The 26,273-nt window shown below is 66.9% G+C and carries 25 protein-coding genes and 1 riboswitch; of the genes, 21 read left to right on the top strand and 4 right to left on the bottom strand.

All coding sequences use genetic code 11. From position 1 onward, the window contains the following. Nucleotides 1-111: 111 nt before the first annotated feature. From ACIBK2_RS25570 to ACIBK2_RS25590, 5 genes are all read left to right on the top strand, one after another. Entirely contained in the window at nucleotides 112-1,428 is a 1,317-nt protein-coding gene (locus tag ACIBK2_RS25570) for an aminotransferase class V-fold PLP-dependent enzyme (protein ID WP_396970486.1), read from the top strand. Next, on the top strand, nucleotides 1,425-2,705 hold the full coding sequence (locus ACIBK2_RS25575; RefSeq protein ID WP_396970488.1) for a heavy-metal-associated domain-containing protein: 1,281 nt from the start codon (nucleotides 1,425-1,427) through the stop codon (nucleotides 2,703-2,705). Before ACIBK2_RS25570 ends, ACIBK2_RS25575 begins: the two co-directional genes overlap by 4 nt. Further along, nucleotides 2,702-4,180 (top strand): decarboxylase, encoded by a 1,479-nt coding sequence (locus tag ACIBK2_RS25580; RefSeq protein WP_396970490.1) that lies wholly within the window; start codon nucleotides 2,702-2,704, stop codon nucleotides 4,178-4,180. Before ACIBK2_RS25575 ends, ACIBK2_RS25580 begins: the two co-directional genes overlap by 4 nt. Continuing rightward, a complete protein-coding gene (locus tag ACIBK2_RS25585; protein WP_396970492.1) occupies nucleotides 4,180-5,505 on the top strand; it encodes a pyridoxal-phosphate dependent enzyme in 1,326 nt (441 codons plus the stop codon). Before ACIBK2_RS25580 ends, ACIBK2_RS25585 begins: the two co-directional genes overlap by 1 nt. A 116-nt stretch (nucleotides 5,506-5,621) precedes the next feature. Next, nucleotides 5,622-6,029, top strand: a complete 408-nt coding sequence (locus tag ACIBK2_RS25590; protein ID WP_396970494.1) for a hypothetical protein — start codon at nucleotides 5,622-5,624, stop codon at nucleotides 6,027-6,029. On the opposite strand, the gene ACIBK2_RS25595 is transcribed toward ACIBK2_RS25590, so the two are convergent. Further along, on the bottom strand, nucleotides 5,995-7,425 hold the full coding sequence (locus ACIBK2_RS25595; protein ID WP_396970496.1) for a condensation domain-containing protein: 1,431 nt from the start codon (nucleotides 7,423-7,425) through the stop codon (nucleotides 5,995-5,997). The genes ACIBK2_RS25590 and ACIBK2_RS25595 overlap by 35 nt on opposite strands. Nucleotides 7,426-7,645: 220 nt before the next feature. Here ACIBK2_RS25595 and ACIBK2_RS25600 point away from each other — a divergent pair, with 220 nt between their 5' ends. The 5 genes from ACIBK2_RS25600 (at nucleotide 7,646) to ACIBK2_RS25620 (ending at nucleotide 13,167) form a co-directional block, all read left to right on the top strand. Continuing rightward, the gene (locus ACIBK2_RS25600; RefSeq protein WP_396970497.1) at nucleotides 7,646-8,275 is read left to right on the top strand and encodes a TetR/AcrR family transcriptional regulator; all 630 of its coding nucleotides are present in this window, start codon (nucleotides 7,646-7,648) and stop codon (nucleotides 8,273-8,275) included. Nucleotides 8,276-8,382: 107 nt separating this feature from the next. Further along, a riboswitch (M-box (ykoK) riboswitch) is annotated at nucleotides 8,383-8,554 on the top strand. A gap of 238 nt (nucleotides 8,555-8,792) precedes the next feature. Further along, on the top strand, nucleotides 8,793-9,509 hold the full coding sequence (locus ACIBK2_RS25605) for an MgtC/SapB family protein (RefSeq protein ID WP_396970499.1): 717 nt from the start codon (nucleotides 8,793-8,795) through the stop codon (nucleotides 9,507-9,509). Nucleotides 9,510-9,582: 73 nt separating this feature from the next. Beyond that, a complete protein-coding gene (locus ACIBK2_RS25610) occupies nucleotides 9,583-11,319 on the top strand; it encodes an ABC transporter permease (RefSeq protein ID WP_396970501.1) in 1,737 nt (578 codons plus the stop codon). Between the two features lie 40 nt (nucleotides 11,320-11,359). Then, complete coding sequence (locus ACIBK2_RS25615) at nucleotides 11,360-12,706, top strand: AAA-associated domain-containing protein (protein WP_379291595.1); 1,347 nt, start codon at nucleotides 11,360-11,362, stop codon at nucleotides 12,704-12,706. A gap of 71 nt (nucleotides 12,707-12,777) precedes the next feature. Then, nucleotides 12,778-13,167: a hypothetical protein gene (locus tag ACIBK2_RS25620; RefSeq protein ID WP_396970502.1), complete on the top strand. Its 390-nt coding sequence runs from the start codon at nucleotides 12,778-12,780 to the stop codon at nucleotides 13,165-13,167. On the opposite strand, the gene ACIBK2_RS25625 is transcribed toward ACIBK2_RS25620, so the two are convergent. Then, nucleotides 13,168-14,034, bottom strand: a complete 867-nt coding sequence (locus tag ACIBK2_RS25625; protein ID WP_396970504.1) for a LysR family transcriptional regulator — start codon at nucleotides 14,032-14,034, stop codon at nucleotides 13,168-13,170. 92 nt (nucleotides 14,035-14,126) lie between these two features. Between ACIBK2_RS25625 and ACIBK2_RS25630 the strand changes: the two genes are divergently transcribed. The 5 genes from ACIBK2_RS25630 to ACIBK2_RS25650 all read left to right on the top strand — a co-directional run bounded on the left by ACIBK2_RS25630 (nucleotide 14,127) and on the right by ACIBK2_RS25650 (nucleotide 17,527). Beyond that, nucleotides 14,127-14,843, top strand: a complete 717-nt coding sequence (locus tag ACIBK2_RS25630) for an SDR family oxidoreductase (protein WP_396970506.1) — start codon at nucleotides 14,127-14,129, stop codon at nucleotides 14,841-14,843. A gap of 215 nt (nucleotides 14,844-15,058) precedes the next feature. Beyond that, a complete protein-coding gene (locus ACIBK2_RS25635; RefSeq protein ID WP_396970508.1) occupies nucleotides 15,059-15,523 on the top strand; it encodes a YbaB/EbfC family nucleoid-associated protein in 465 nt (154 codons plus the stop codon). 2 nt (nucleotides 15,524-15,525) lie between these two features. Next, on the top strand, nucleotides 15,526-15,867 hold the full coding sequence (locus tag ACIBK2_RS25640; protein ID WP_396970510.1) for a type VII secretion target: 342 nt from the start codon (nucleotides 15,526-15,528) through the stop codon (nucleotides 15,865-15,867). Beyond that, nucleotides 15,867-16,763, top strand: coding sequence for a hypothetical protein (locus ACIBK2_RS25645; RefSeq protein WP_396970512.1), 897 nt, complete (start codon nucleotides 15,867-15,869; stop codon nucleotides 16,761-16,763). The genes ACIBK2_RS25640 and ACIBK2_RS25645 overlap by 1 nt, the downstream gene beginning before the upstream one ends. A 377-nt stretch (nucleotides 16,764-17,140) precedes the next feature. Continuing rightward, nucleotides 17,141-17,527 carry a hypothetical protein gene (locus ACIBK2_RS25650; RefSeq protein ID WP_396970514.1) on the top strand — a complete coding sequence of 129 codons (387 nt, stop codon included), beginning with the start codon at nucleotides 17,141-17,143 and terminating at the stop codon, nucleotides 17,525-17,527. Nucleotides 17,528-17,555: 28 nt separating this feature from the next. Here the strand turns inward: ACIBK2_RS25650 and ACIBK2_RS25655 are convergent, their stop codons facing one another. After that, complete coding sequence (locus ACIBK2_RS25655) at nucleotides 17,556-20,585, bottom strand: tetratricopeptide repeat protein (protein ID WP_396970515.1); 3,030 nt, start codon at nucleotides 20,583-20,585, stop codon at nucleotides 17,556-17,558. A 166-nt stretch (nucleotides 20,586-20,751) separates the two neighbouring features. Here ACIBK2_RS25655 and ACIBK2_RS25660 point away from each other — a divergent pair, with 166 nt between their 5' ends. From ACIBK2_RS25660 to ligD, 5 genes are all read left to right on the top strand, one after another. Then, nucleotides 20,752-20,985 carry a hypothetical protein gene (locus ACIBK2_RS25660; RefSeq protein WP_396970517.1) on the top strand — a complete coding sequence of 78 codons (234 nt, stop codon included), beginning with the start codon at nucleotides 20,752-20,754 and terminating at the stop codon, nucleotides 20,983-20,985. Nucleotides 20,986-21,004: 19 nt separating this feature from the next. Next, nucleotides 21,005-22,105, top strand: a complete 1,101-nt coding sequence (locus ACIBK2_RS25665; protein ID WP_379291586.1) for an SPFH domain-containing protein — start codon at nucleotides 21,005-21,007, stop codon at nucleotides 22,103-22,105. Between the two features lie 34 nt (nucleotides 22,106-22,139). Then, complete coding sequence (locus tag ACIBK2_RS25670; protein WP_396970519.1) at nucleotides 22,140-22,544, top strand: cold-shock protein; 405 nt, start codon at nucleotides 22,140-22,142, stop codon at nucleotides 22,542-22,544. Between the two features lie 295 nt (nucleotides 22,545-22,839). Next, nucleotides 22,840-23,919, top strand: coding sequence for an ATP-dependent DNA ligase (locus ACIBK2_RS25675; protein ID WP_396970520.1), 1,080 nt, complete (start codon nucleotides 22,840-22,842; stop codon nucleotides 23,917-23,919). Further along, a complete protein-coding gene (gene ligD / locus ACIBK2_RS25680) occupies nucleotides 23,916-24,917 on the top strand; it encodes a non-homologous end-joining DNA ligase (RefSeq protein ID WP_396970522.1) in 1,002 nt (333 codons plus the stop codon). Before ACIBK2_RS25675 ends, ligD begins: the two co-directional genes overlap by 4 nt. A 6-nt stretch (nucleotides 24,918-24,923) precedes the next feature. On the opposite strand, the gene ACIBK2_RS25685 is transcribed toward ligD, so the two are convergent. Beyond that, on the bottom strand, nucleotides 24,924-25,688 hold the full coding sequence (locus ACIBK2_RS25685; RefSeq protein ID WP_396970524.1) for a DUF4190 domain-containing protein: 765 nt from the start codon (nucleotides 25,686-25,688) through the stop codon (nucleotides 24,924-24,926). A 194-nt stretch (nucleotides 25,689-25,882) separates the two neighbouring features. Here ACIBK2_RS25685 and ACIBK2_RS25690 point away from each other — a divergent pair, with 194 nt between their 5' ends. Beyond that, nucleotides 25,883-26,245: a hypothetical protein gene (locus tag ACIBK2_RS25690; protein ID WP_396970526.1), complete on the top strand. Its 363-nt coding sequence runs from the start codon at nucleotides 25,883-25,885 to the stop codon at nucleotides 26,243-26,245. Nucleotides 26,246-26,273 lie beyond the last annotated feature (28 nt).

Here is a 26,273-nt window from a genome sequence, read left to right on the forward strand (position 1 = left end):
AGGACGAATGTCCGGCGCCGCTCGATTACCTTCGAAGACCCTACCAAAAGTGCGTATCGTGGGTGGCGTCCAACGCACCTTGTGAACGGGTTTTGCGGAGGGAGCGTCACGTTGCGATCCCAGGCCTCGAGGTCGCATTTCGCGCGGCCATCAACCACCCGACTATCGGCAGCGTCGACGCAGACCCCGGCCGACATTCGGAAGCTCTTCCCCGCCCTGACCGACTCCACCGAAATCTACCTGGACAGCGCCGCGACCACGCAGAAGCCGCTGCCGGTCATCGAGACCATTCATCGTTATCACAGCTCACGAACCGCCAACGCCGGGCGCGGCACCTACCCGTGGGCGACCAGCCTGACCACCCGGTTGAGCCGAATCCGGGATCGCACCGCGGCCTTCATCGGCGCCGAGTATCCGGACGAGGTGGTCTTCACCGGTGGCGCGACCGCGGCGCTGAATGCCGTCACCCTGTCCTGGGGGTTGGCCGTCCTGGAGGACGGCGACGAAATCCTCTACAGCCCAGCCGATCACGCATCGAATGTGCATCCCTGGTACCACCTGCGCGGCCTGCTCGCGCGGTTCGGGCGCCGGATCGAGCTGGTCCCCTACCGGGTCACCGGCACCGGGGAGGCCGACACCGCCGACATCCTCGCCAAGGTCACCCCGCGCACCCGGTTGATCACCACCAGCCATCTGCACCACGTGTACGGCGGCCTGACCACGCTCGAATCACTGCGCGGGCTGATCGATCCGGCCATTCTGCTGTGCTTCGACTGCAGCCAGAGCGGTGGGCACGTGCCGGTGGACGTGACCGAACTCGGCGCGGACTTCGCGATTTTCGCCGCGCACAAGATGTTCGGCGCACCGGGAACCGGAATCCTGTACTGCCACAGGCGAGTCCACGATACTCTGGTGCCATTCCTGCCCGGCGGTAACTCGGGGGTGCTGGTGAGCGAGGCTGGGTTGGTGCCCGCGGCGATGCCCGCGCTCCTGGAGGGCGGCACGCACAATATCCCCGGCATCCTCGCGCTCGGTAGCGCGCTGGAGGTGTTGGAGTCGTTCGATATCGGCGCCATCGCGGCACACAATCACGCGCTGACCGTACGCCTCATCGAGGGTCTTCGGCCCATCCGCGGGCTCGAATTCCTGCCTGGCCCAGCGCATGCGCCGAACGCGGGCGGCTACGGCATCGTCTCGTTCACCCTCGACGGCATCTCCGCGACCGACCTCGGCTTCGTGCTGAGCGAACTGGGTTTCCTGGTCCGCACCGGCCTGCACTGCACGGTCGCGGTCAAGGACAGCGCGTTCGATCAACGGCTCGCCGATGCCGACGACTCGGTGCGGGTCAGCACCCACATCTACAACACCGCCGACGAGATCGACCGATTCACCCAGTGCGTCAAGACGATTGCCGAGGAGGTCAGATGACCATGGACACTCCGCGCTACGACCGGCGGGCCGCGTCCCGGGTGCTCGCCGGGCTGGCGCAGCCGGGTCTGTTCGCGGCACCGGTGCCCGTCCCCGACCGGCGCAAGTTCGAATTCACCTGCACCGCACTGCATACCGAGCCGAACAGTCACCTCACCTTCTCGCAGCGGCTGTATCTCGAGCGATTCATGCGGCCGTGCCGGCCGTACCAGGTCACCAGCGCCACGCACCGGATCACCTGGACCGACAGCGACGGGATCCCCAACACCGGCCACTATCGCGCCGACGGGCTCGGCCCGCAGGTGCCGATCGCCATGCGCGAGACCGTGTTGGCGCTGTGGCACGCGCTGGACTCGAATACCGCGTTCGCCGAACGCATTTCCGCCCTCGGACCGCGCGAGCACGCGATGCTGGACGGCACCACCACCGACCACGAGCCGATGGATATCTTCCGGGTCGGCATCGAGGCCGCCGGGCGGGCGCTCGCCCAGCACGCCCTGCTCGCCAGGCAAACGCCGTATCGCAGCGCCGCCGAATTCGCGCTCGGCATGCACGAATCCGGCCTGTTCTCCGCCGTCGCCACCCGCTGGTACTGGGAGCTGCAGGCCTCGACCTATCGGCGCGGGATGATTCCGGTGACGCTGATCGCGCAGCCCGACGGCACCGTGCGCTACTCCGCCGAGACGGTGGCGACGCTGCGAGCGATGAAGGACGCCACCATCGCCGACGCGCACACGGTGATGCGCCGGGCCACCCACGTCGAGGGGCTCAGCATTCCGGCGGCGCTGGCCAAGTATCACGACGACCTCGACCTCATCTCCCGCCAGTACGCGCTGCTGCCCGCGGGTACCAGGCCCGCGTGCCTGGCCGCGATGCCGCATCACCTCGGCGGCGGGCACTACAGCATCCTGCCGGTGGTGGTCGATCAGTTCGTCGCGGTGTTCGCCCAGGTCGCTGGGCGCTGCGAGCTCGTCGAGGTGCGCGCCGACCTGGACGGCGACACCGCCGATCGGGCGGCCACCGCCGAGGATCGGGTGTTCTACGTGCCGGATATGACCTGCAAGCACTGCGTCCGGACGATCGGCGGGGTGCTGGAGTCGATGGATATCCGAGTGGTGGAGATCGATCTGATCAGCAAGCGGGTGGTCGCCGAGTTCCGCAGTCCGCGTAACCGCGCCAGGGCCTTCGAGGCTATTCGGGACGGCGGCTACAACCCGGTCGCCGAGCGGCCCGCGGTGGCGGCCGAGGGTGTCGTCGCGTCGGAAACCGCGGTATGACGGCACCGATTCCGGCGCTGCCCGCGAAGATCGATCCGCTGGTGCGCGTCTTTCTCGATACGCCGGGCGCGGTGGCGGCGGCGCTGGATCGGTTCGGTTCGCCGGCGCATCTGGTGTTCCCGCAGGTGTTCGCGGAGAACCTCGCGCAGTTCCGCTCGGTGCTCGATCACGTGTTGTCGCGGTATCGAATCTGCTACGCGCACAAGGCGAATCAGTCTCGCGCGTTCGTGCGGACCGCCGCGCGGGCCGGGATCGCCATCGATGCCGCCTCGCCGCAGGAGGTGACCAGTGCGGTGGCCGCCGGGTTCGGGCCGCAGCGTATCGAGGTGACCGGGCCGAAAGGTGAGGTGTTCCTGCGTGATCTGATCGATCGAGTCATCACGATCAACGTGGACAATCTGTGGGAGTTGGCTCGCATCCCCGAGTTGACCAGCACGAAAGTGCCAGTGCTGCTGCGGGTTTCCGGATTCGATGACGGTCAGGTAAGCCGATTCGGGGTGCCGCTCGGGCACATCGAGCGCGCGTTCGAGCTGCTGTCGGCGCACCGTGACCGAATCGCCTTCCTCGGGTTCGCGTTTCATCTCGACTCCGGCGACACGGGCGAGCGGATCCGCGCGATCGACGCGTGTCTGGCGCTGGTCGAACGGGCCTATGGTTACGGGCTGACGCCGTCGGTGCTGAATATCGGCGGCGGGTATCGCCAAGTCTTCACCGCCGACGCCAACCAATTCGACGCCTACGTGCACGCGTTGCGCGAATCGCTGCTCGGCCGCGGGGAACCGATGAGCTGGGGCAGCAATACCTTCGGCTATCACGTCGCCGGTGGCGCGGTGCACGGGATACCGGTGTTCCACAAGTACGCCAACACGATTCCGGCCACCACGATGCTCGAGGATCTGTTCACCGCGCCGCTGGATCGGCACGGCGGGCGCACCGTCGCCGAGGTGGCCTCGGACAATCTGCTGGACATGTGGCTGGAGCCGGGCAAGGCGCTGGTCGATCACGCGGGGGTGACGGTGGCCATGGTCGAGTTCGTCAAGGAGATCGCCGATGGCACGGTGCTGGTCAACCTCGACCTGAGCCGTGACTCGGTGACACCGGCCGATCAGGAGGTGATGGTCGATCCGGTCATGCTGCCGAGGCCCGGTGGCGGCGAAACCGCTCCTGTCGGTGTGTATTTCGCCGGGCGGCTCTGCTTGGAGCGTGATCTGATCACCAATCACAAGGTGTGGCTGCCGGCGCGACCGCGGCCCGGCGATTTGGTGGTGTTCCCGAATACCGGTGCCTACCACATGGATCTGTCCGCGGCCACGGCTTCGATGCGGCCACCGCCGATCAAACTGGCGGTCGCGCACCGCGGTGGCGACTTCCAGGTATGCCTCGACGCCGACTATGAACCAGAGCTACCGATCGGACAGCCACAACACCAGTCCGCCCCGCGACGTTCGCCGCGCATCCCCACCGAGGCGCCCTGATGCGCTACGACCACATCACCGAACTCATCGGCAACACTCCCCTGCTGCGGCTCGACCCCACGGTGCACGGCCTCCCCAACGTCGACCTGTACGCGAAGCTGGAGTCCTACAACCCCTTCGGCTCGGTCAAGGATCGGGTGGCGTGGGGCATGATCCGCGACGAACTCGACGGCATCGTGGCGAACGGGCAGACCTTCATCGAGGCGTCGAGCGGCAATACCGCCAAGGCGCTGCGGATCCTCGGCGCCATGCACGGCATCGGGCTGCGCGCGGTGACCAACCGGATCAAGGTCGCCGAGGTGCGAGAGCTGTTGCAGCTCTTCGGGACCGAGATCGTCGAGCTGCCCGGCCTGTCCGAGTGCCCCGATCCGACCACGCCGAACGACGTGTACTCGGTGATCGAGGCGACGATGGCGCAGCAGCCGGACGCCTACTTTCACGCGTCGCAGTACACCAACGAGAAGAACATCGAGGCGCACCACCACGGCACCGGCCGGGAGATCCACGAGGACCTGGCCGCCGACGGCATCAACCGGGTCGACTACCTGATCGGCGGCCTCGGGACGACGGGGTCGACCAGGGGGACGGCCACGTATCTACTCAAGCACAATCCCGAATTGCGCACTGTCGCCGTGGTTTCCGACCGCACCGACTTCATTCCCGGCATCCGCTCGGAGAGCGAGATGTGGGATGTCGGCCTGTTCCAAGCCGACTTCTACGACGATATCGTGACGGTCGAGGCCGGGAACGCGGTGGACGCCACGCTGCGCCTCGCCACCGGGTACGGCATCCTGGCCGGACCGACCAGCGGTGCCAGTTACGCGGCCGCGCTGGAAACCCTTGCCACAGCGGATATCTCAGAGCGGACGGACGGGCCGATCGTCGCCGTGTTCATCGTCTGCGACCGACTGGAACCGTACCTGTCCTACATCAAGAAGCGCAGGCCCGACCTGTTCGACCGCGCCGACCGCCTACCGCCGCCGACCGCAACGGAACAGGCTGCCACGCCGACACTTTCCCCCGACGAGCTGGCCGAACTGGACCGCACCGGCAAGCCGACGATCGTGGACACCCGCGGCTCGATGGCCTACCGGATCGGACATGTGCCCGGCGCGCTCAATATTCGCGACGACCAGCTCGACGACATGTTCGCGCACGGCATCCCGTTCCCGCGCTCCCGGCCGGTGGTGTTCGTCTGCCCGGTGGGCGAGCTGTCGCTGCGCTTCGCCACCCGGGCCAAGCAGGCGGGTTACGACGCGAGCAGTCTGGCCGGCGGCATCGTCGCCTGGCGGGATGCGGGCCTGCCGCTGGAAAGTGGCGGGTGACGCGCGCGGGCCATCGGCCATTTCGCGCGTGTCTCTTTCGGGTCGCGGGGAGACTGCTCACGAAGCGCGGAACCCAGCGCTGCCTGTACGTCAACGCCCGAGAGAGATGATTCATCATGTACCGGTCGAAGAAATCCATCGCCGCCGCACTGACTTCCTTCGGTGCCATCACCGCGGCCCTGGTGCTCACCGCGCCCGCCGCACCGGCCGCGGTCTCCGCCGTCGGCGTGGCGCCGGGGCTGAGTTTCGGCAGCTCTACCTCGTTCGGCACGAACTGCACCTATATCGCGACCGCGACCGCGGCGCCCGGCGACGTGGTCGGCTTCTTCGACCCGACCGGCACTTTCGACCCGGGCGGCTGGATCACCGTCCCGGCGTCGGGCACGGTGACCGCGAAGTGGACGCCGCTGCTCCCCGGTAATCACACCGTGTACGCGGTGCACAATTCGAGCGCGTTCGTCTCGACCGCGGCCACCGTCGGCAATGGCGTCAATCTCGGCCCGGTTTGCCTCGTATTGCCCTGAGCGATGCTTCGGGCACCAGCGAATCGAGCGGTCCGCGACAGCCGTCGGCCAGGATTTCCACCGTCGCGGTGAACAGCGCCACGATCTCGGCGGCCGTTGTCTGGTCGAACAGTGCGGTCGGATAAATGAAGACGCCGTCCACGCCCGCGGGCGCGCCGACCCGGTCGTAGCGCTCGACCAGACCGAATTCGAGGTCGTGCTTTGCCCTGGTCACCCCGGTCGGGAGCTCGGTGATCGTCAGCGTGCCGGGGCAGGCGGGCTCGGGCACGGTGCCGCGCTGCAGGATCAGCGTCGCCTGGAACAGCGGGCAGCCTGCGTCCTGCAGCAGGCATCGGCGCAGCCGTTGGTTCGGCGTGTCCGGGTGCGCGAAGGCGGCCAGGGTGACCCGGCGCACCTGGTCGAGCAGCTCGCCGACGTCGGCCGCGCGGTCGAGGCGGATGCGCACCAGCACGTCGTCGGCGAAATTGCCGACCAGATCGTCGAGTAGGCGATGGTCGCGACCCGCCACGGCTGTCGCGAGGGTGATATCCGTGCCGTCGGCGAGCGCACCGACGACGACCGCGAACGCCGCCTGCAACACCATCAGCAGACTCGCTCGTGCTTGCTGTGCCCGCACCAGCAGCGCGGTGTGCACCACGGCGCTGAATACCACGGGCACCGTGGCACCGGCGGTGTCACGTGCGATGTCAGCTGAACGCGCGCAAGCGAATTCGAGCACCGGGGGCCGCCCGGCGAGGGCGTTGGCCCAGTAGCGCAGTTGCTGGGTCGCGCGGCTCCACTCGTCGCTGTAGTCGCCCAATTGTGCGTGCTTCCACAGCGTGTAGTCGGCATAGTCGACCGGCAACGGCGACCAGCCCGGCGGTAGACCGGTCTGCCTGGCGAGATATGCGGTGGCCAGGTCGCGCATCAGCGGCGCGACGGATCGGCCGTCGATCGAGATGTGGTGCGCGACAAGGATCAGCACTACGTCCTGCGGACCGAGCACGCATACGCGGGCACGGAAGGGTAGATCGGTGGTCATATCGAAGGGAACAGCCACGAATTCCTTGATCTGGCATGGTAATTCGACTTCAGTCGACGCGATGATCTCCGTCACGATCGCGGCCTCGGCCGCCGGAACGACCACTTGAACGGGCCCCGACCCGGTTGCCGGGTAGCAGGTGCGCAGCGGCTCGTGCCGGTCGACGACATCATCGATCGCAGCGGCCAGCGCGGGCAGACTCACTGCGTGACCCGAAATACGAACGGCGCGTGCCACATTCCAGTCGCTCGAGCTACCTGCCCGGGACGCGTGCCACATCCGCTCCTGGGCCGGGGCCAGCGGCAGCCGCGCGGGACGCGGCACACGAACCAGCTCCGGTCGCCGGATTGCCTGTAGCACAGGATAATTCGGCACACCGGCCGACCTCCTGTTGACGTACTCCCCCGTCGAAACCCCCGCCGCGGAGCCGTCCACTCGCCATTAACCTCCGCTGTACCGCCGACCGATCGGGCGCACCGTAACCAGCTCGGGTGAACCGAGGATGGCCGCGGGATGGCCGTCCCGAATCAGCGACGGCAAGACCCCGATGTCAGGGGCGCCGATCTCACCGCCGACCAGGCACTAGTCTGGTGCGGTGCAATCAGGCCAGGAATCAGACGACGACGCAGGCCCACGGATCTGGGGCGGCACGACCCTCACCGAACGCAGGGAGGCGCGTCGCACCGCGCTACTGGAGGCCGCGCTCGATCTGATCGGCGAGGCGGGCGCCGCCGGGGTCACCATGCGTGCGGTGTGTCGCCGGGCCAACCTGACCGACCGATACTTCTATGAGAGCTTCACCAGCCGCGACGAACTGCTGGATGTGCTCTATCGGCAGGTCGCCGACGAGTTCCTGCAGCCGATGACCGCGTTCGCCGCGACCGACGAGCCGTCCCGCGACCGCGAACTGGCCAAGATCCTGGTCGACAAAGTGCTCGACGACCCGCGCAAATCCCGGCTGTTCCTGGTCGAGCCCTACTCCAGCACCGGCCTCGGCCAGACCACGATCTCGGTGATGCCGGTATTCACCCGGCTCATGCAGGACCACCTCTTCTCGCATATCGACGATCCGGTCAAGCGCAGGCTCGCCGCGGTGACCATGGCCAGCGGCAACGCGGGCATGTTCTCCGCCTGGCTCAACGGCTCGCTGCGCGCGACCCGCGACGAGATCATCGACCACTGCGTCGCGGTGATCACCGCGTACCGCTCGCTGTACAAGTCCTGACGCAGCGCGTGCTCCGCTCGGGCACAACGGAATTCGCGGCCGCCGTGCGACCGCGATCACATCCGGGTTGCCTTTGTTTCGGTTCGGGTGTTTACTGACCAGCGCAAGGTGCCGATCGTTCGCTGAGGCTCCTTCACGGAAACAGGCCAGCGACCCCGAACGTCGAGAGACGCCCCGGGTCAGGACAGATCTCCCCGGCTTAAGGGGTGATCCCGATTGGCTCCCGGCTCCACCGGGTTTACGCCGTGAAGTGCCAAAGGTCTTACGAGGAGGGGTACTGACCGGCGTTTTAGCCGGGTTCCTCTGGTGTGCTCTGCCACGATCAACTAAGTGACGTGCGGCATTTGTCGTGCGCTGATGGACCAAGGAGGTGAGCCGGATGCCCGGCGGTAATAGTCCGTATCCCCCGTTAGCCAAGTATTCACCCGGCGACACCTCAACAGCTGATTTCACATCGGGAAAAAACCCGTAACCTGCTGTTTTCGACGGTGCGCTGACAAGTTCAGGGAGTGCGGTCATGACAACAGTGGAAATGATCCTCCGGCTACTCGCCGGTGTCGGCTTCGGCGCGGCCATCGGCTTCGAGCGCCAGTACCGGGCCCGAATGGCGGGCCTGCGCACCAACGCGCTCGTCGCCGCCGGATCGACACTGTTCGTGCTGTTGTCGGCACACGGTTTCTCCGGCGGTGACGCCGACCCGACCCGGGTCGCCGCACAGATCGTCTCCGGCATCGGCTTCCTCGGCGCGGGCGTCATCATCCGCGACGGGCTCAACGTGCGCGGCCTCAACACCGCGGCCACCCTGTGGTGCGCGGCGGCAGTCGGCGCGCTCGCCGGCGCGGGCATGTACAGCACGGCCGCTGCGGGCACCGTCGCGGTGGTCGGCGTCAATGTCGCCCTGCGCGCGGCCGGACGCGCCGTGGACAAGCAGCCCGAGGCCGGTCACGAACAGCCCGCCTCCTACGCATTCGCCGCCGTCACCAACGACGACAACGAAGCACACGTGCGCGCCCTGCTCGTACAGGCGTTGACCCGCACCGACTTTCAGCTGATCTCGATCTCCAGTGCGAACACCGGCACGCCGGGCCGGGTCGAGGTGCGCGCCGAACTGTTCGGCGATCAGCGCGACGATCGCCAGATGGAGTCGGCGGTGAGCAGGCTCAGCCTGGAACCGTCGGTGACCAGTGTTGGTTGGCACATCGCCACCACGGATGTGAAGGGCCCGCAAGCATGAGCGAGCGCAGCGAGCGAATCATCAACACAGCGACGCGAGTCAGGCCGGAACCGAGCGCCAGCGAGGTGCAGGCATGACGCTGCTTCGTTCTTTTCCTGCGGGCAGTGCGCTCGATCGGCCGCGCAATCGGTTCGCCGATGTCGTCGTGTTCGTCGGCGCGGCCGTGCTGATCTGGCTGGTCGTGCGGGTGTCGGCCAGCGCGAACGTGCCGTTCGACCAGGCCGACGCCCCCGCGACCGTGTCCACCGATCCCACGCAGCTGCCCTACTACGCGGCGCGCTCGCTGCTGCGGATGTTCGCCGCGCTCGGGCTGTCGATCCTGTTCACCTTCGTCTACGCGACGGCGGCGGCGCGGCTGCGGCGGGCCCGCACGGTGCTGCTGCCGCTGCTCGACATCCTGCAGTCGGTGCCGATCCTCGGGTTCCTGTCGATCACCGTCGCCGGGTTCATCGCGCTGTTCCCCGGCTCGCAGCTCGGCCTCGAAAGTGCCTCCATCTTCGCGATTTTCACCTCGCAGGCGTGGAACATGGCGTTCGCGTTCTACCACAGCCTGGCCGCGCAGCCGCGCGAGCTGGACGAGGCCGCGCGCAACCTGAGACTGTCACGCTGGCAACGCTTTTGGCGCGTCGATGCGCCGAGCGGCATGATCCCGCTGGTCTGGAACGGGATGATGAGCTTCGGCGGCGGCTGGTTCTTCCTGGTCGCGTCCGAGGCGATCAGCGTGAACAACCACGAATACGCGTTGCCCGGCATCGGGTCCTACGTCGCGACGGCCACCGGCGACGGCGATCTCGGCAAGGTGTTCATCGCGATCGGCGTGATGGTGGTGATGGTGGTCGGGGTGAACTTCCTGTTCTGGCGGCCGCTCACCGCGTGGGCGGAGCGGTTCCGGGTGGAGGACACCGGGGCGGCCGACGCGCCGCGCAGTGTGATGCTGAATCTGTTGCGGCGCTCGCACATTCCGCTGCTGCTCGGCAAGGTGTTCGGTCCGCTGGTGTCGCCGCTGGATCGGCTGATGAGCGTGTTCGGGCTCGCCGAGTATCCGCTGCACGCCTCGCCGGTCCGGCGCCGCGCCGGGGATCTGGTGTTCGCCGCGGTGGTCGCGGCCGGCGTCGCCTACGGCGGGTATCGGGTGGCCGACTACATCGAATCCACCGCAGGCTTCGGCGAGGTCGGGCACGCGTTCGGGCTCGGCTTCCTGACGCTGCTGCGGGTGATCGTGCTGCTGGTCTTCGCCACCATCGTGTGGGTGCCCATCGGTGTCTGGATCGGGTTGAACCCCAAGGTGTCCCGGCTCGCGCAGCCGGTGGTGCAGGTGCTGGCCAGTTTCCCGGCCAACTTCCTGTTCCCGTTCATCACCGCCGTGCTCGTGTGGAGCGGGGCCAGCCTCAACTGGGCGGGCACCATCCTGATGGCGCTGGGCGCGCAGTGGTACATCCTGTTCAACGTCATCGCGGGCGCCAGCGCGGTGCCCACCGATCTGCGCGAGGCGGCCGCCAACCTGCAGCTGCCGCGAGAACTGTGGTGGCGCAAGCTGATTCTGCCCGCCATCTTCCCCAGCTATGTGACCGGCGGGATCACCGCGGCCGGCGGCGCATGGAACGCGTCGATCGTCTCGGAGGTCGTCGACTACGGGTCGACCACGCTGGTGGCGGCCGGGCTCGGCTCCTACATCCACGAGGCGACCAAAGTCGGTGACTCACCACGGATTCTGATCGGCGTGCTGGTCATGAGCATCTATGTGGTCGGCATCAACCGGCTGTTCTGGCGGCGGCTCTACGCACTGGCCGAACGGCGGTACTCGCTGTGAACGCCCGCTACTGCTCCATCTGTTCGACGGGAGATCGATCATGACCGTGACCACCACCGAGGCCAACCGCGAGGTGCTGCTGGACATCTCGGGAGTCGGCAAGCGATTCACCGGCGCCGCGGGCGACGAGTTACGGGTGCTCGACGGTATCGATCTGCAGCTGCGCAGCGGCGAAATCGTCGCGCTGCTCGGCCGTTCCGGCTCCGGCAAGTCCACCCTGCTGCGCATCATCGCCGGGCTCATCGCACCGTCCGACGGTGAGGTGACCTACCGGGGCACCCCGCTCAACGGCAGCAATCCCGGTGCCGCGCTGGTGTTCCAGTCGTTCGCGCTGATGCCGTGGCTCACCGTGCAGGACAACGTCGAACTCGGGCTCGCCGCCCGCAACGTGCCGCCGGCCGAGCGGCAGCAGCGGGCGCTGGCCGCGATCGACATGATCGGCCTGGACGGCTTCGAATCCGCCTACCCCAAGGAGCTTTCCGGCGGCATGCGCCAGCGGGTCGGCTTCGCCCGCGCGCTGGTGCTCGAACCGGATCTGCTGCTGATGGACGAGCCGTTCTCGGCGCTCGACGTGCTCACCGCGGAGAACCTGCGCACCGAGTTGGTGAACCTTTGGGCCACCGACGGTTTCCCGACCAAAGCGATCTGCGTCGTCACCCACAACATCGAGGAGGCCGTGCAGTTGGCCGACCGCGTGCTGGTGCTCGGCTCCAATCCTGGTCGCATCATCGCGGAAATCCCGGTGTCGCAACAGCGTCCACGGGACCGGCGCGCGCCGTGGTTCGAGGCCATGGTCGACCAGATCTACGGCCTGCTCACCGGCCGCGACACCGAACCCGTTGTCGCCGAACCGGATAAGGCCACCCCCACCGCCCAGCCGCTGCCCGACGCCTCGGTCGGCGGCCTGGCCGGCCTGGTCGAACTCGTCTACGCCAACGGCGGCCGCGCCGACCTGCCCGACATCGCCGACGAGCTCAACTTCGAGATCGACGACCTGCTCCCCCTCGTCGACGCCGCGGAGATGCTCGGCTTCATCACCGTCGAGGACGGCGACGTGCTGCTCACCGACATCGGCACCAGCTTCACCACCGCCGACATCCAGGAGAGCAAGCGCATCTTCGCCGAACAGGCCCGCCACCGCGCCCCGCTGGTCCGCACCATCTGTAAGGGTCTCACCGGCAGTTCCGACGGCAGCCTGCGCGCCGGCTTCTTCCTCGACCTGCTGCGCCGCGGGTTCGGGCCGGAAGATGCTCGGCGGCAACTGGATATCGCCATCGACTGGGGCCGGTACGCCGAGTTGTACGACTACGACACGGATTCCGACAAGATCACCGCTGATCCGGCGGCCCAGGTCTTCGCGGGGGTGCGGGGCAAGTGGACCGCGTAGACACCCGGCCCGAGGGTCGACTACCTCTGAGGTAATCGACCCCGCATCGCCTGTCGGGAACCCTGATACGTATGGCAACGAATATCGTGTCACCTCCCCCACTGTCCGGCGCGATGCGCGGGTTAGCCGTCGGCCGAATCATGCTGGGTGTCGCGGCCCTCGTGGTGCCGCGCACCATGATCACCGCCTTCGGCATCCGCTCGACTCCCGAATTGACCTACCTGACAAGGATTTTCGGTGCGCGAGGGGTGGCACTCGGCCTGGGCTACCTGACGGCCCCCGCCGACGAGCGCCCACGATGGCAGCGCATCGGGCTGATGGTCGACCTCATCGACACCGCCCACGGCGCCGCCCATGTCGTGCGCGGTGATGTCCCACGCACGACCGCCCTCGCGCTGGCGACGTTGACCGGCGGCTATATGACCGTCGGCGCAACCCGGCTCGCCCGCGATCTGCGGTAGCTAGCGCGGCGCGGTGTCGCGGAGCTCGGCTGCCGAACGGACGAGTGCGGCGACCGCCTGGGAGCGGCTACTCGGCGGCCAGGCGATCACCGTGGTGACATCCGGCGCGTCGATGACGGGCACCGCGACGTGTTCGGGCCACTGCCAGGCCCGGCTGGAGGCGGGGATGACGAGCAGAGTTTTACCGAGCGCCACGAGCTGAGCGAGCTGCGACTGGGTGCGGACCTCGGGCCCCGGCCCGTCCGGGTAAGTCCCGTCGAGCCGGGGCCATCGAGCGATCGGCAGGCCCGGCACATCGCTGACCTCCGCCAACGTGAGCTTCTCGCGAGCCGCGAGCGGATGCCCGGCGGGCAGGAGCGCGATCTGGCCTTCGACGTAGAGGTCCTCGGTGTCGAATCCGGCAAGGTCGTCGTACGGGCGATGCATGAGTGCCACGTCGGCCTGTCCGTCGCGCAGCCGCCGTGCCTGCTCACCGACCTCGCACAGCAGGATTTCGACAGGTGCCGCATCGGGTTCGCGCGCCAGCGCGTCGAGGAGCCGCTGTAGCAGCTCGTGGGAGGCCCCCGCCTTCGTCACCAGCACCAAGGGCCGCTGCGGACTTCCAGCGCGTTGCGTCCGGCGCCCAGCGGCCGCGACCGCATCGAGGGCCGACGCGGCCTCCCGAAGGAGCACCCGGCCCGCATCGGTGAGCGCCACGCCACGACGGTCCCGGTCGAAGAGCTGGACGCCGAGCCGCTGCTCCAGCTGGCGGATCGCGCGCGAGAGCGGCGGCTGGGCGATCCCGAGCCGACCGGCGGCGCGGGCGAAGTGCAATTCCTCGGCGACAGCGAGGAAGTACCGCAGCTCGCGGGTCTCGAGATCATGCACGTCAGCAGCCTACCGGCCTGATACCTGGCGAGTATCACAGTGCACTGAACCGATATTGGACGATCCCGCCGCGCTCGCCAAGGATTGATCGAGTGAACGACACAAAGATCGCGCTGGTCACCGGCGCGAACAAGGGAATCGGCTTCGCCATCGCCCAGGGTCTCGGAGCGCTCGGCCACACCGTCGCGGTAGGAGCCCGCGACGACGCCAGGCGCGCGGAAGCCGTTGCGCGCCTGCGTGCCTCCGGCATCGACGCGTTCGGCGTCGCCCTCGACGTCACCTCCGGCGAGAGCGTCACCGCCGCAGCGACAACCATCGAGCAGACCGCAGGACGACTCGACGTGCTCGTCAACAACGCAGGCATCGCCGGCCGAATCGACGGTGGCGCACAGGATCCGACAACCCTCGACCTCGACGTCCTCCGAACTGTCCTCGACACCAACGCATTCGGAGCCGTCCGCGTAACGAACGCCCTGCTCCCCCTGCTCCGCCGAGCACCCACACCCCGCATCGTGAACGTCTCGAGCAACATGGGCTCCCTAACCCTGCAAACCGGCCCGATCCTGGCCGCCTACGCCCCCTCCAAATCCCTGCTCAACAGCCTCACCACCCAATACGCTCGCCAACTAGCCGACACCAACATCATCGTGAACGCCTGCTGCCCCGGCTACGTAGCCACCGACTTCACCGGTTTCAACTCACCCCGCACCGCCGATCAGGGCGCCGCGATCGCAATCCACCTCGCCACCCTGCCCGATGACGGGCCCCGTGGCGGCTTCTTCGACGACGAGGGCGTCGTCCCCTGGTGAAGTGAACATCGTCACTCTCAGCACCGAGAACCGCCCAACCTGGGCTGTCGTTGACGAAACCAGATTTTCGATGGAACCGATCCGTGGGTTGGTGCGTCGGATTGGGTGATGGACGAATCTGTGTCTCGGAGGATGAACAGCGTCGGAACGGCGCGTGTCGTATTGGGTAGAGTGCTCGACTGCTCGCGAAAACTGTTACGTACGAAGGGGGAAGGATGACCGACGCCTTGGATGGCACCATCGCCGGTCTCACGCAATGGTCGGAAGACCTGGAGCGCAAGGCACAGCGCTACCGAAGCTTGCAGGGCCGGATGGACGGGACGAAGGTGACCGCGACCTCCGACGGCAACCGCGTCAGCGTGACCGTCGACAGCAACGGTGTGCCCACCGATATCCAGTTGTCCAGTGCGACAAAGGGAATGGATCCGACCGCAGTGTCGGCGGAGCTGATGGCGACCTTGCGACAGGCGCAGGCGAAGCTCCGTCGTGAGGTGACCGCGCTGGTGCACGACATGGTGGGCGACGACGAAATCGGCGCGAATGTCCTGTCGCAGTACACCGCTCGCTTTCCGGATGATGAGTCGGCCTCGGCCACGCCCGATCCGCGGCCCGGACCGGCCGCACCGATGGATCCCACCGACGAGGACGAGTACTACCGCAACAAGACTTGGCTGGAGTAGCGATGACCAATCCGGAAATTCAGGTCGTCACCGACGACCTGCGCCGGCACGCGTCGACGATCCAGGGGCTGATGGGGACGTTGACGAAGGCCGTCGAGGCCGCCTCGTACCTCGGGAATGTCGATGACGGCTACGGCTGGATGATCCGCTCGCTGGTCCACTCGCTGATGGACGACAACAATCGGGGCGCGGTCGAGGCGATCAGCAAAGCCGCAGGCGAGACGGCCGAACTTCCCGGCAAGCTGGGCACCAGCGCCGACGCGTTCGACCTATGGGACGACACCTGGGCTCGCGCACTCGACGAGCTGCGCGGCGCCATCAACCGCACGCATCAGGGGCGCTGATGAGCACACAAATCGGCAAGTACATCAACGAGAACATGCTCGGTGTCGGACTCGATGACGACGCGAAGCCGGAGAACAACGACCTCATCGCTGACGGCACCGACTTCCGCGAGGAGTACTTCCAGGAAACGCTGTTTCCGTTCCACCACGTCGGCTTGTCGACGGACGAGAACGGGGTGCCCGAGATATTGAAGGGCACGACCGCCGGTGATGCCTGGCAGACGTACGTGGATCTGCAGGGCGCGAATCTGCTCGACGGGCTGCTCGGCGGCGGCGGAGTCGGGCTCGACGTCGAGGAAATGTTCACCGATCCCTTCGGCTATGTCGGCAGTCAGATCGCCGGGTGGATGTTAGAGCACGTCGAGCCGTATCGGAAGGTGGTCGACGGATTGGCGGGCAACGCCGACATGGTCAAGGCCTACGCGGATTCCTGGGCCAACATCTCCAAGGCGTTGACCGGAGTGAGCACCGACTGGCAGACCGCCGTGCAGACCGACACCGCGAAGTGGACCGGCGCGGCCGCCGATGCCTATCGCAACCGTGCCACCGAAATGACCGACCACATCAACGCCGCGGGCGGTGTCGCGGCAAGCATGTCCGAGGTCATCGCGAAGACGAAAGAGATCGTGGGCGCCATTCGCGGCCTGGTCGGCGATATTCTGGCCAGCCTCGCGGGTGCATTGATCGCCTACACCCTCGAACTCGCGCTGACCCTCGGCGCCGCAGGTCCTTTGGTGGCGGCAGAGGTTTTGCAACGCATCGGCCGGGACGGTCTCAAGATCACGAAGTTGCTCGCCGAGCTCCGCGGAGCTCTCACCGACCTGATGCCGTACGTCCAGCAGATCGGCGGTGTGATTCTGAAGCTCCTCGCGCCGAAGGAGGAGGCACCCGCCTAGCGCGGATCCGGCGGGACTGTCCAATTCGAGATGAAGGTAGATCCGTGAGTAATCCTTTCGGCGGACGGCAGGGGGCATCTGGGCCCGATGGTCGTCAGTACCCGCCGCAGCCGTTGCCGCCGCAGCTGTCTCCGCCCCGGGGGTATCCGCGGGGCTCTCCCGCATATGCGGGGCGACCGGCGTTGATCCCGCCTGATGTGTTGCTGGCCAACCCATTTCAGACGACCGAGCTGCCGCCGTACAGCATGGTCGAGTTGCCTGAGGACTTCTGTATTCCGTGGGCCGGACGCAATCAAGCCTCTGTGCCCAGGTATACGCCAGAGCCCGGTCCGACCGGAATTATGGTGACCGCTTCCCACTTTCCGATACATTTCCCGGTGGATCTGTTGGCGTTCACTCGACCGCGCATCTTCATCAACGGCCAGGAAGTGCCCGATGCCAGTTGGGGTGACACGTTCATCCCCCTCGCGCCGGGCATCTACCGCGTGCGTGTGTGCACCGCAGGGTTGCGCTGGGCCCAGTACATCGGCCTGCAGGCGCTGGGCCATGACCACGGCTTTACCGATGCTTTCCTCCCCGTACCGCACGACCACAGCACGCGGACCTACTATCGTTCCCCGATCGTCACGCAGCTGCCCGGAGCGCTCGACCCACAGCCACAGAAGTCGCCGGGCATGACCTGGTTTTACATCGTCGCGACGATAGTCGCCGTGGTCGGCGGGTTCATGCTGTACGCCATCATCTCGAATATCGCAGGCTGGTAAGCCGATTCGACAAACGGGTCCCGACCCCCTACTTCACGAGTTGGGCGCGCCAGTGGGCGAGGGTGGATTGGGTGCGGATGGTGGCGGCGTGGGTGGGGCCTAGGGCGCGGAGTTCGGCTACCAATAGGACCTCTAGTTCGGCGATCGCTCGGGGGAGATCGCCGGTTTCGGCGTGGCGGGCGGCCAGGTCGTTGCGGGTGGCGAAGGTGTCGGGATGGTCGGGGCCCAGGACGCGGAGCCGGTCGGCGAGCAGGTGTTCGAGTTCGGTGATGGCGTCGGGGAGGTCGCCGGTGTCGGCGCGGTAGTCGGCGAGAGTGCTTCTGGTGGTGAGGGTGTCGGGATGATCGGGACCCAGCACGCGGAGGCGGTCGGCGAGCAGGTGGGTGAACTCGGTGGCCGCCCCCGCGAGGTCGCCGCTGCGCGCACGGAAGGCGGCCAGGCTGTTGCGTGCGGCGAGGGTGGCCGGGTGGTCGGGGCCGAAGATGCGCAGGTTGTCGGCGAGGAGTTGTTCGAATTCGGTTCGGGCAGCGGTCAAATCGCCGTTCTCGCCGTGCCAGTACGCGAGGCTGTTGCGCGTGCGCAAGGTCTGCGAGTCGTCGGCACCGAGTACCCGGGCGCGGTCGAGGCGTAGCTGTTCGAAATCGGTGATGGCGCCGACGAGGTCGCCTAGGTCGGCCCGGTTGGACGCCAGATCGTTTCGGGTACGGAGGGTATCGGGGTCGTCGGGTCCGAGCAGGCGGCGCTGGTCGGCGAACAGGCGCTTGTATTCGCTTCTGGCACCGATGTAATCGCCGCAGCGGGCCCGGTAGGTGGCCAGATTCGTGCGCGTGCCAAGGGTTTTCGGGTGATCGGGGCCGAGCACGCGGAGCCGGTCGGCCAGCAGCAGCTCGAACGCGCTGATCGCGCCGACCAGATCACCGCTTTCGGCGCGGTGGTAGGCCTCACGGCTGCGGGTGGTCAGCGTGTCCGGGTGGTCGGGGCCCAAGGTCTCGACGAACGCGGGCACCCAGGCCGCCCAAAGGTCCCGATTGTCCGCGGATCTCGTGGTTTGCAACAGCTCGAGGAAGTGCAGGGCGCTGGCGGAGTCCCGATACGCGAGGCAATGCCGCACGGCCGAGCCGCGTGCATAGTCAGCTGCACGATCACCGGGACTCTGCTTGATGGCCGTCACGATGGCCCGGTGCGCGTCTTTGAGTTCGGCGCCGAGCTTGGCGCATTCGGCGCGCAGTCCGGGCAGCAGGGCGCCGTGGGTCACGCCGAGGGACTCACGCGGGGTGCCGGGGCGGCTGCGGGTGACCAGCGCCCCCAAAGCGACTGTCATATCTCGGATTCGGGCGATGTGCAGGTCGAGCCCACGCGCCGTCAGCGCCGCATCGAGCAGCTCGATCGGCAACACCGGCCCGACACCGGCGGCAACCATGATGCTGAGGAAAGTACCTGTCGCTCCGGATGTTTCGGCGTACATCCCGCGCAGCGCCGCATCTACTCGCAGCGCGACGATCCGATCGAGCCCGATGCCGGCGGCGACGGCACCGTCGGTGATGCTCGAGGCCACCTCGAGCAGCATCCTGGCCAGCAGCCAGCCGCCGGAGACGACGTGCGGTCCCTCGACGTCCGTGGGCGTTTCGATCAGCAGCGACTGGATCCAGTTCACCCAGTCCGCCGGATCGGCGGGCGCGCCGCTGCCGCGCGCCGACCCGACGACGGTGGCGATGTCGTCGGCGGCGGGTTCGCCCACGTCGATCCGGTACATGTGGGCCAGCGCGGGATCGTCCTCGACGCCGGTGCCGTCCCGGATGCCGACGATGACCCGCACGTGCCGCAGATCGTGGCGGCGGGTCAGATCCGCGATGGCCGAGATCAGCAGCCGCCGCGTGCCTTCCTGCGGCTGGTTCAATCCGTCCAGCACGATCGTCACCCGCCGGCCTGCGGTCGACAGCCGCGCCAGCGGGTGCCGCACCGATAGGTCGAAGATGTCGAACTCGTCTCGAGCCAGATGCACGTGCACCGCCTGCGCCGCCTCCGCGAAGCCGGGTACCCGGGCGCTCAACTGTGCGGCCAGCTCGGCCGCGACCGCCTCGATCGAGCTGGCGGCGGTCAGAAACACCGCGGCGGTGATGTATTCGGGCGTCACCGCCAGGCCCTCCACCAGGCTGGGCCGAATCAGCATGGCGAGCAGGGTGGACTTACCGGCACCGGCCGGGCCGATCACCACGCGCAGCCGATTACTGCCCGCGTCCACGATCGTGTCCAGATGCTCACGGACATCGGGCGTCACCAGCAGCCCGCGCGTCAGCTGATCGACGAAACCCGCTGCGGAGCGCCCACTTACGGCGTCGCGATGCCGAGCGGTGTTGGGCACCAACCAGAGTCCAGGGTCCGCGCCGTGCGCCACCGACACCGCACCCGAGGTGAACGAAAGATATTGCGGCTGTTGATGAATGCATTCGCCGGCGATCGGGTCGACCAGGTCTGCGGGCAGCAGGTTCTCCCCGCGCAGCGGCAGCCCGTCATCGAAGGTGGACAGCATGGTCCGGGTGAAGCAGCCCGAAAACGCGGGCCCGTTCCCCGCCGCGACCAGCATCTCCATCCGCCCCGCCGACTGCGCGAGCAGGTCGGTCCACCGACGCGCCGCACCGAGCACGCCCTGCCCGGTTTCACAGGCGTCGACCAGCACCACCAGACCGTCCACGGCCGACTGGTTCAGCCGCTCCCTGATCTCCTGGGTGAGATGAAAGGCGTTGTGCGAGTTGGGCACCGCGGGCGAGTCATGCCCGAGCAGATAGAAGTCCTCGGCGCTGGTCGCGACGCCGTGCCCGATGAATGCGAGCAGCAAGGTCGCCTGCCGCTGCCCGGCCGCCTCGAAAGCCGCGTCCACCGCCGTGACCAGCTGCGCCGCAGTCGGATTCAGCACCGGGCCGTCGTCGTCGATGGCGGAGCGCCACCCGCCGACCTCTGTCAGACTCCCGTACAAACCCGTCGCGAGTTCGCCGGTGAACCCCAGTTCCCCCAGCGCCATACACTCGGACCCGACAACCAACGCGAGTCGTCCTCCCATGCAAGCAACATACCCGCGTGCTATCGAAAGAGATCACACACCTGCAACCTGGGCATTCCGTCGTCACAACGATCGCGTTACGTTCGCCGAACCGTTCCTATATCGAAACGTGCTGTGTGAGACGTAGTGTGGCGGGCCTGGATACGAGTGGGAGGAGATCGTTGCGATGAGCGACCCCGTGGTCGGTTTGACGGGTACGCTCACCTCGCCGATCCGAGGCGCGGGGCTGCTCGGGGAGGTCCTGGTGGCAATTCGCGGGGGGACGGAGCTGTACATCGCCCGTGCCGTCGAAGCGATTCCAGCGGGCACAACCGTGTTGGTCATCACCGTCAATCCGGGGCGCATCGTCGATGTGGTGCCCTGGATACCGCTGACGCCAGATCCGGCCGAAACCATCTGAAAACGTAAGGGAGACAACCGTGCTGGGTTACCACGTACCCGACCCGGACGAGGCGATGCTGATCAGCGGCGCCAAGAGCAAGGACAACGCGCCGTTCAAGGTGGTGATCGGCCGCGGCACCTGGGCGGTTCCGCTGTTCCGCAAGGTCAGCTACCTGTCGCTGGCCATGTTCGAGGCCGAGATCAAGGAGCGCTGCGTCACCAAGCAGGCGATCCAGCTCGAGGTCCGCGCGGTGATCGCGTTCAAGGTCGCCAACGACACCACCTCGATCGTGAATGCCGCGCAACGCTTCCTGTCCGAACAGGAAAGGGAGATGTCGGTCCTCACCGGCCGTATTTTTTCCGGTCATCTGCGCTCGATCGTCGGCTCGATGACCGTCGAGGAGATCATCCGGGAACGCCAGAAGCTGGCCGATGAAGTACTCGTCGCCTCGAAAGTGGAGATGGGCAATATCGGGCTCTGGGTGGATTCGTTCCAGATCCAGTCGATCGATGACGGCAACCTCGGCTACATTCAGGCACTCGCCGCGCCGCACAATGCCACCGTGCAGCGCGACGCGCAGATCGCGCAATCGCAAGCGGCGCAGCTGTCCGCGCAGGCGGAGCAGGAGTCGCTGCGCAGGCAGGCCGAGTATGCGCGCGAGACCGCGATCCTGCGCGCGCAGTATCAGCGCGACATCGACAAGGCGAATGCCGAAGCGGCACAGGCTGGTCCGCTCGCCGAGGCGATGGCGCTGCAGGAGGTGCTGACCGCGCAGGCCGAGCAGGCCCGCAAGACCGCGGAGCTGCGCGAGCAACAGCTGCAGACCGAAGTGGTGAAACCCGCTCAGGCAGAAGCGGAACGGGTGCGCATCCTGGCCGAGGCGGAGGCCGACCGCACCAGGATCCAGGCCGCGGCCGCCGCGTCGAACAACCGGATCGCGTTGGACCAGTTGTTGATCGAACAACTGCCGGAAATCGTCAAGCAGGCCTCGAACGGGCTGGCGGGCGCGAATCTGACCGTGCTCAACGGCCCGGACGGCGTGAGCGAACTCGTCAACGGAATGGTCGGTCAGGGACTCACCGTTTTCAATTCATTGCAAAAGGCGCTTTCGTCCAACAGTGACGATAACGCGGGCTAAGGTGACCGGGTAGCGACGGCGCGACGAGGAGCGGGTGTTGGTGTCCATCGGGAAATTGGTGTCGTTCGACAGCTCTCGGGGATTCGGGTTCATTCGACCGGAGGACGGCGGGCCGGACGTATTCGTGCACGTCAACGACATCGGTCTGGATGAAGACGAGTTGCGGCAGGGGCGGGTGTTCGAATTCGACATGACAGAGGGTGATCGTGGGCCGAAGGCGGTCAATCTGAGCGTGGTCGGTGGCCAGCCGAGTCCACCGCCGGTGCCGCACAAAATCAAACACCGGTCGAACTCGGGCCAGCTCAACGCCGCCGAACACAAACGACTGATCACCGAGCTACTCCTCGACGCGAGCCCCGCCCTCACCGCGGGCGAGATCCTCACCATCCGCGACCGGCTCACCCTGTTCGCCGAACAACACGGCTGGCTGGACGTATAGGGACGCCTCGTGCCGCCGCATCCGCGACTTCGATGATCTTGTCGGATGCGGCGCTTACGATCATCGGCAAGTACCGATGAGTTTCGATCTTTCACGCCGTCGGTACTGGAGACAGACGAACCGAGGAGGATCGTGTGGACCTATCGGTGATGCCATCCAACGCAAGAGCTGGTCTCGCGGGTACATGGGTAACTCGCCGGGGACGGGCTAATTCGGCGACATTCTCGCCGCCGGACGCCAACGCTGCTCGTGTGGCAGTCGAGTCTGGCCTGAATACGCGGAGAGGCGGGCTAGCGTGGACCTACCGGTGATGCCGCCTGTTAAACCGATGCTGGCCAAAACCGCGCCGGGGGTGCCACACGAGGCGGGGCTGAGTTACGAGCCGAAGTGGGACGGCTTCCGCTGCATCGTCTTCCGCGACGGGGACGAGGTCGAGCTGGGCTCTCGCAATGATCGCCCGTTGACCAGGTACTTTCCGGAAGTCGCCGAGCTGTTGAAGAAGGCGCTGCCGGACCGGTGTGTGGTGGACGGCGAGATCGTCGTGGTCACCGATGAGGGCCTCGACTTCGACACGCTGCAGAATCGGTTGCATCCGGCCGCCTCCCGAGTGAACAAGCTGGCCGTGGAGACGCCCGCCAGCTTCGTCGCGTTCGATCTACTCGCCCTCGGCGACAAGGATCTGACCGAGGAACCGTTCGCCGAACGCAGGCGACTGCTGGAAACCATCCTGGATACCGAGCTGGCTCGGGTCCACCTCACCCCGATCACTCAGGACCCCGCGGTCGCCGAGGACTGGTTCACCCGGTTCGAGGGCGCCGGGTTCGACGGCGTCATGGTCAAGGCCAACGACCTGGCCTACCTGCAGGACAAGCGGGTGATGCTCAAGGTCAAACACGAGCGCACCGCCGACTGTGTGGTCGCCGGATTCCGGTGGCACAAGGACGGCGAAGGAGTCGGATCGCTGTTGCTCGGGCTGTTCGACGACGAGGGACACCTGCACCACGTCGGCGTCGCGAGCAGCTTCACCGCGGCCAGGCGCAAGGAACTCGTCGAGGAACTCGCGCCCCTGCGCGAGAACGCCCTCGAAAACCATCCGTGGCGAGAATGGGCCGACGCCGCGGCCCAGGCCAAGGCCGACGGCAAGATGCCCGGCGGCGTGAGCCGCTGGACCGGCGGCAAAGACCTGTCCTGGGTGGCGCTGCGCACCGAACTGGTCGCCGAGGTCCGCTACGAACACGTGCAGTCCGGGCGGCTCCGCCACGGCGGCAGGCTGGTCCGCTTCCGCTCCGACCGCACACCCGAATCGTGTACCTACGCTCAGCTCGACGAGGCACCGCCCGCGGAATTGAGTGCGATCTTCAGTGAGGCACAGTGACTGCGTCAGTCGATATCGAGACCGACGGGCGGACCGTCACCATCAGCAATCCCGACAAGGTGTATTTCACCAAACGCGGGGACACGAAACTCGATCTCGTGCATTACTACCAGTCGGTGGCCGAACCGTTCCTGAATGTGGTCGGCGGCCGGCCGCTACTGCTGGAGCGTTATCCCGACGGCGCCTCCGGTAAGTCCTGGTTTCAGAAGCGGGTGCCGAAAACCGCGCCGGACTGGCTGCACACCGTCGAGGTGTCCACGCCCAACGGCACCACCGCCGACGCGCTCGTCGCGCACGATCTCGCGCACATCCTGTGGGCAGTCAACCAGGGCTGCTTGGGTTTTCACGTGTGGCCCAACCGGGCGGACAACCTGAAGATCGCCGACGAACTGCGCATCGACCTCGATCCCTCCCCCGGCATCACCTTCGACGACCTCAAGCACGCCGCCGTACTCACCCGAGAGTTGTTCGTCGAGTTGGGCATAGAGTCGCGGATCAAGACCTCGGGTTCGCGCGGCCTGCACATCTACGTTGCGCTGGAACCGAATTGGGATGGCTACCAGGTGCGGGCGGCCTCCGTCGCGCTGGCGCGGGAACTGGAGCGCCGCCACCCCGAGGAGATCACCGCGCAGTGGTGGAAGGAAGAACGCGGCAACCGCGTGTTCGTCGACTTCAACCAAAACGCCCCGCACAAAACGGTTTTCGGGGCGTGGTGTGTGCGCCCGAAGGTCGGCGCGCAGGTCTCCACGCCGATCGCCTGGTCCGAATTGGACAACGTCGTGCCGGACGAACTGACCATCGCCACCGTGCCCGCCCGGCTGGCCGAACTGGGTGACCCGTGGGCCGATCGCGCACCGCAATCCATTGCCCCGCTGCTGGAGATGTCGGAACGCGATATGGCGTCGGGTCTCATGGACGCGCCGTGGCCGCCGCAGTATCCGAAGATGCCGAACGAGCCGCCGCGCGTGCAGCCGAGTCGGGCCAAGAAAGAGGAATAGGCACCGCTACTCGGTCCATAGCACCCAGGTGCCGCTGCGAGTTGCCGGTTCGCACACCAGCGCGCGGCCGTCCGCGGTGCGGCCCGTCTTCGCCGCAGTGCCATCGCATTTCGCCCCGGCCTGCTGGACCACGGTGGACACCGTGTACGGGCCCGCCCACAGGTAGCTGCTTCCCGAACCGAGGCAGATCAGTGTGCCGCCGTCCGCGCCGCTGCCGATCTGACCGACCTGTCCCTCGGTGCATGACGCACCCTTTTTCAGATTGCTCTGATTCGTCGTGGACGGGCTCGCCGTCGTGGTCGCTACCGGAGTCGGCGCGACCGTTGCCGTCGGCTGAGGTAGTTGGTTCACTGTCGCCGTTGCCGAGAGGCTCGCCACGGATTTGTCCGCGCGAGTCAGCGAGTCCGGCAGCATGTTTCCCGACACCACCACCAGCCCCGCCAGCGCCGTCACCTCCGCGACACCGATCAGCAGCGCGAACATCGCCATCACCCGGCCACGCGGATGCGAGAACGCGATGAACCCGAAAACGATGGCCACCGGAAACAACCCGACCAGCGCAGCCACCAGCGCGACAATCGCATACGGATTCACAATGGGCGGAATTTCCACCCGCAACCGACCGGTCCGACGCCGACTCGGCGCGGGTTCCTGCCACCGCTCCTCGGGTTCCTGCTCGACCCACTGTTCCTCTTCGCCCGCCGCAGGCCACCGGTCGTCCTGCCCGGCCGCAGGCCAACGTTCACTTTCACGGCGATCCGCCCGTGCCATGCCAGGTCCCTCTCCACACCAACAACCGTGCAGGAACCTCGGACTGCCCGGACCCGCCCCGATATCCCGACCCACAATAGGGGCCGAACGGCGCGACATCATCTGAAACGTCAATTACTAGCCGTTTTCCCCGATGGAGGTTCATGATGATCGGAATGTGTCACTGATCTTGCGCTGACTCCACAGGAGGAACCATGTTCGGTAGCACCACCGATGACGGCCGCGAAAATCGGCCTTGGCACGCCCAGGCCGGCGATCTGCTCGGCGACAATTACAACGTTCCCGGCCTGATTCTGTGCGCGCTCGGCATCGTCGCGCTGGCCTGCACGCTCACCGCCGCGGGCTACGGCTTCAACGACTGGACCCAGACCGGTGCGATCATCACGGCCGCGCTCTGGATCCTCGGCATCGGCGCGCTGCTGGTCGAGCATCGCCGAGAGGAAGTCATCGAACTGAAATACGGCAGGCTCGGCCATGCGCCGGGCCACCGGCGCCCGGTCCGCTACAGCGCCGACCCCATCGCCCCCAGCGATCCCACCCCGGAAGCGCTCACCTAGCGACCGAAAGCGCCCTTCACACGTCGTG

Origin of the sequence: Nocardia sp. NPDC050175 (genome assembly GCF_044459885.1) — a bacterium.
Taxonomy (GTDB): Bacteria; Actinomycetota; Actinomycetes; order Mycobacteriales; family Mycobacteriaceae; genus Nocardia.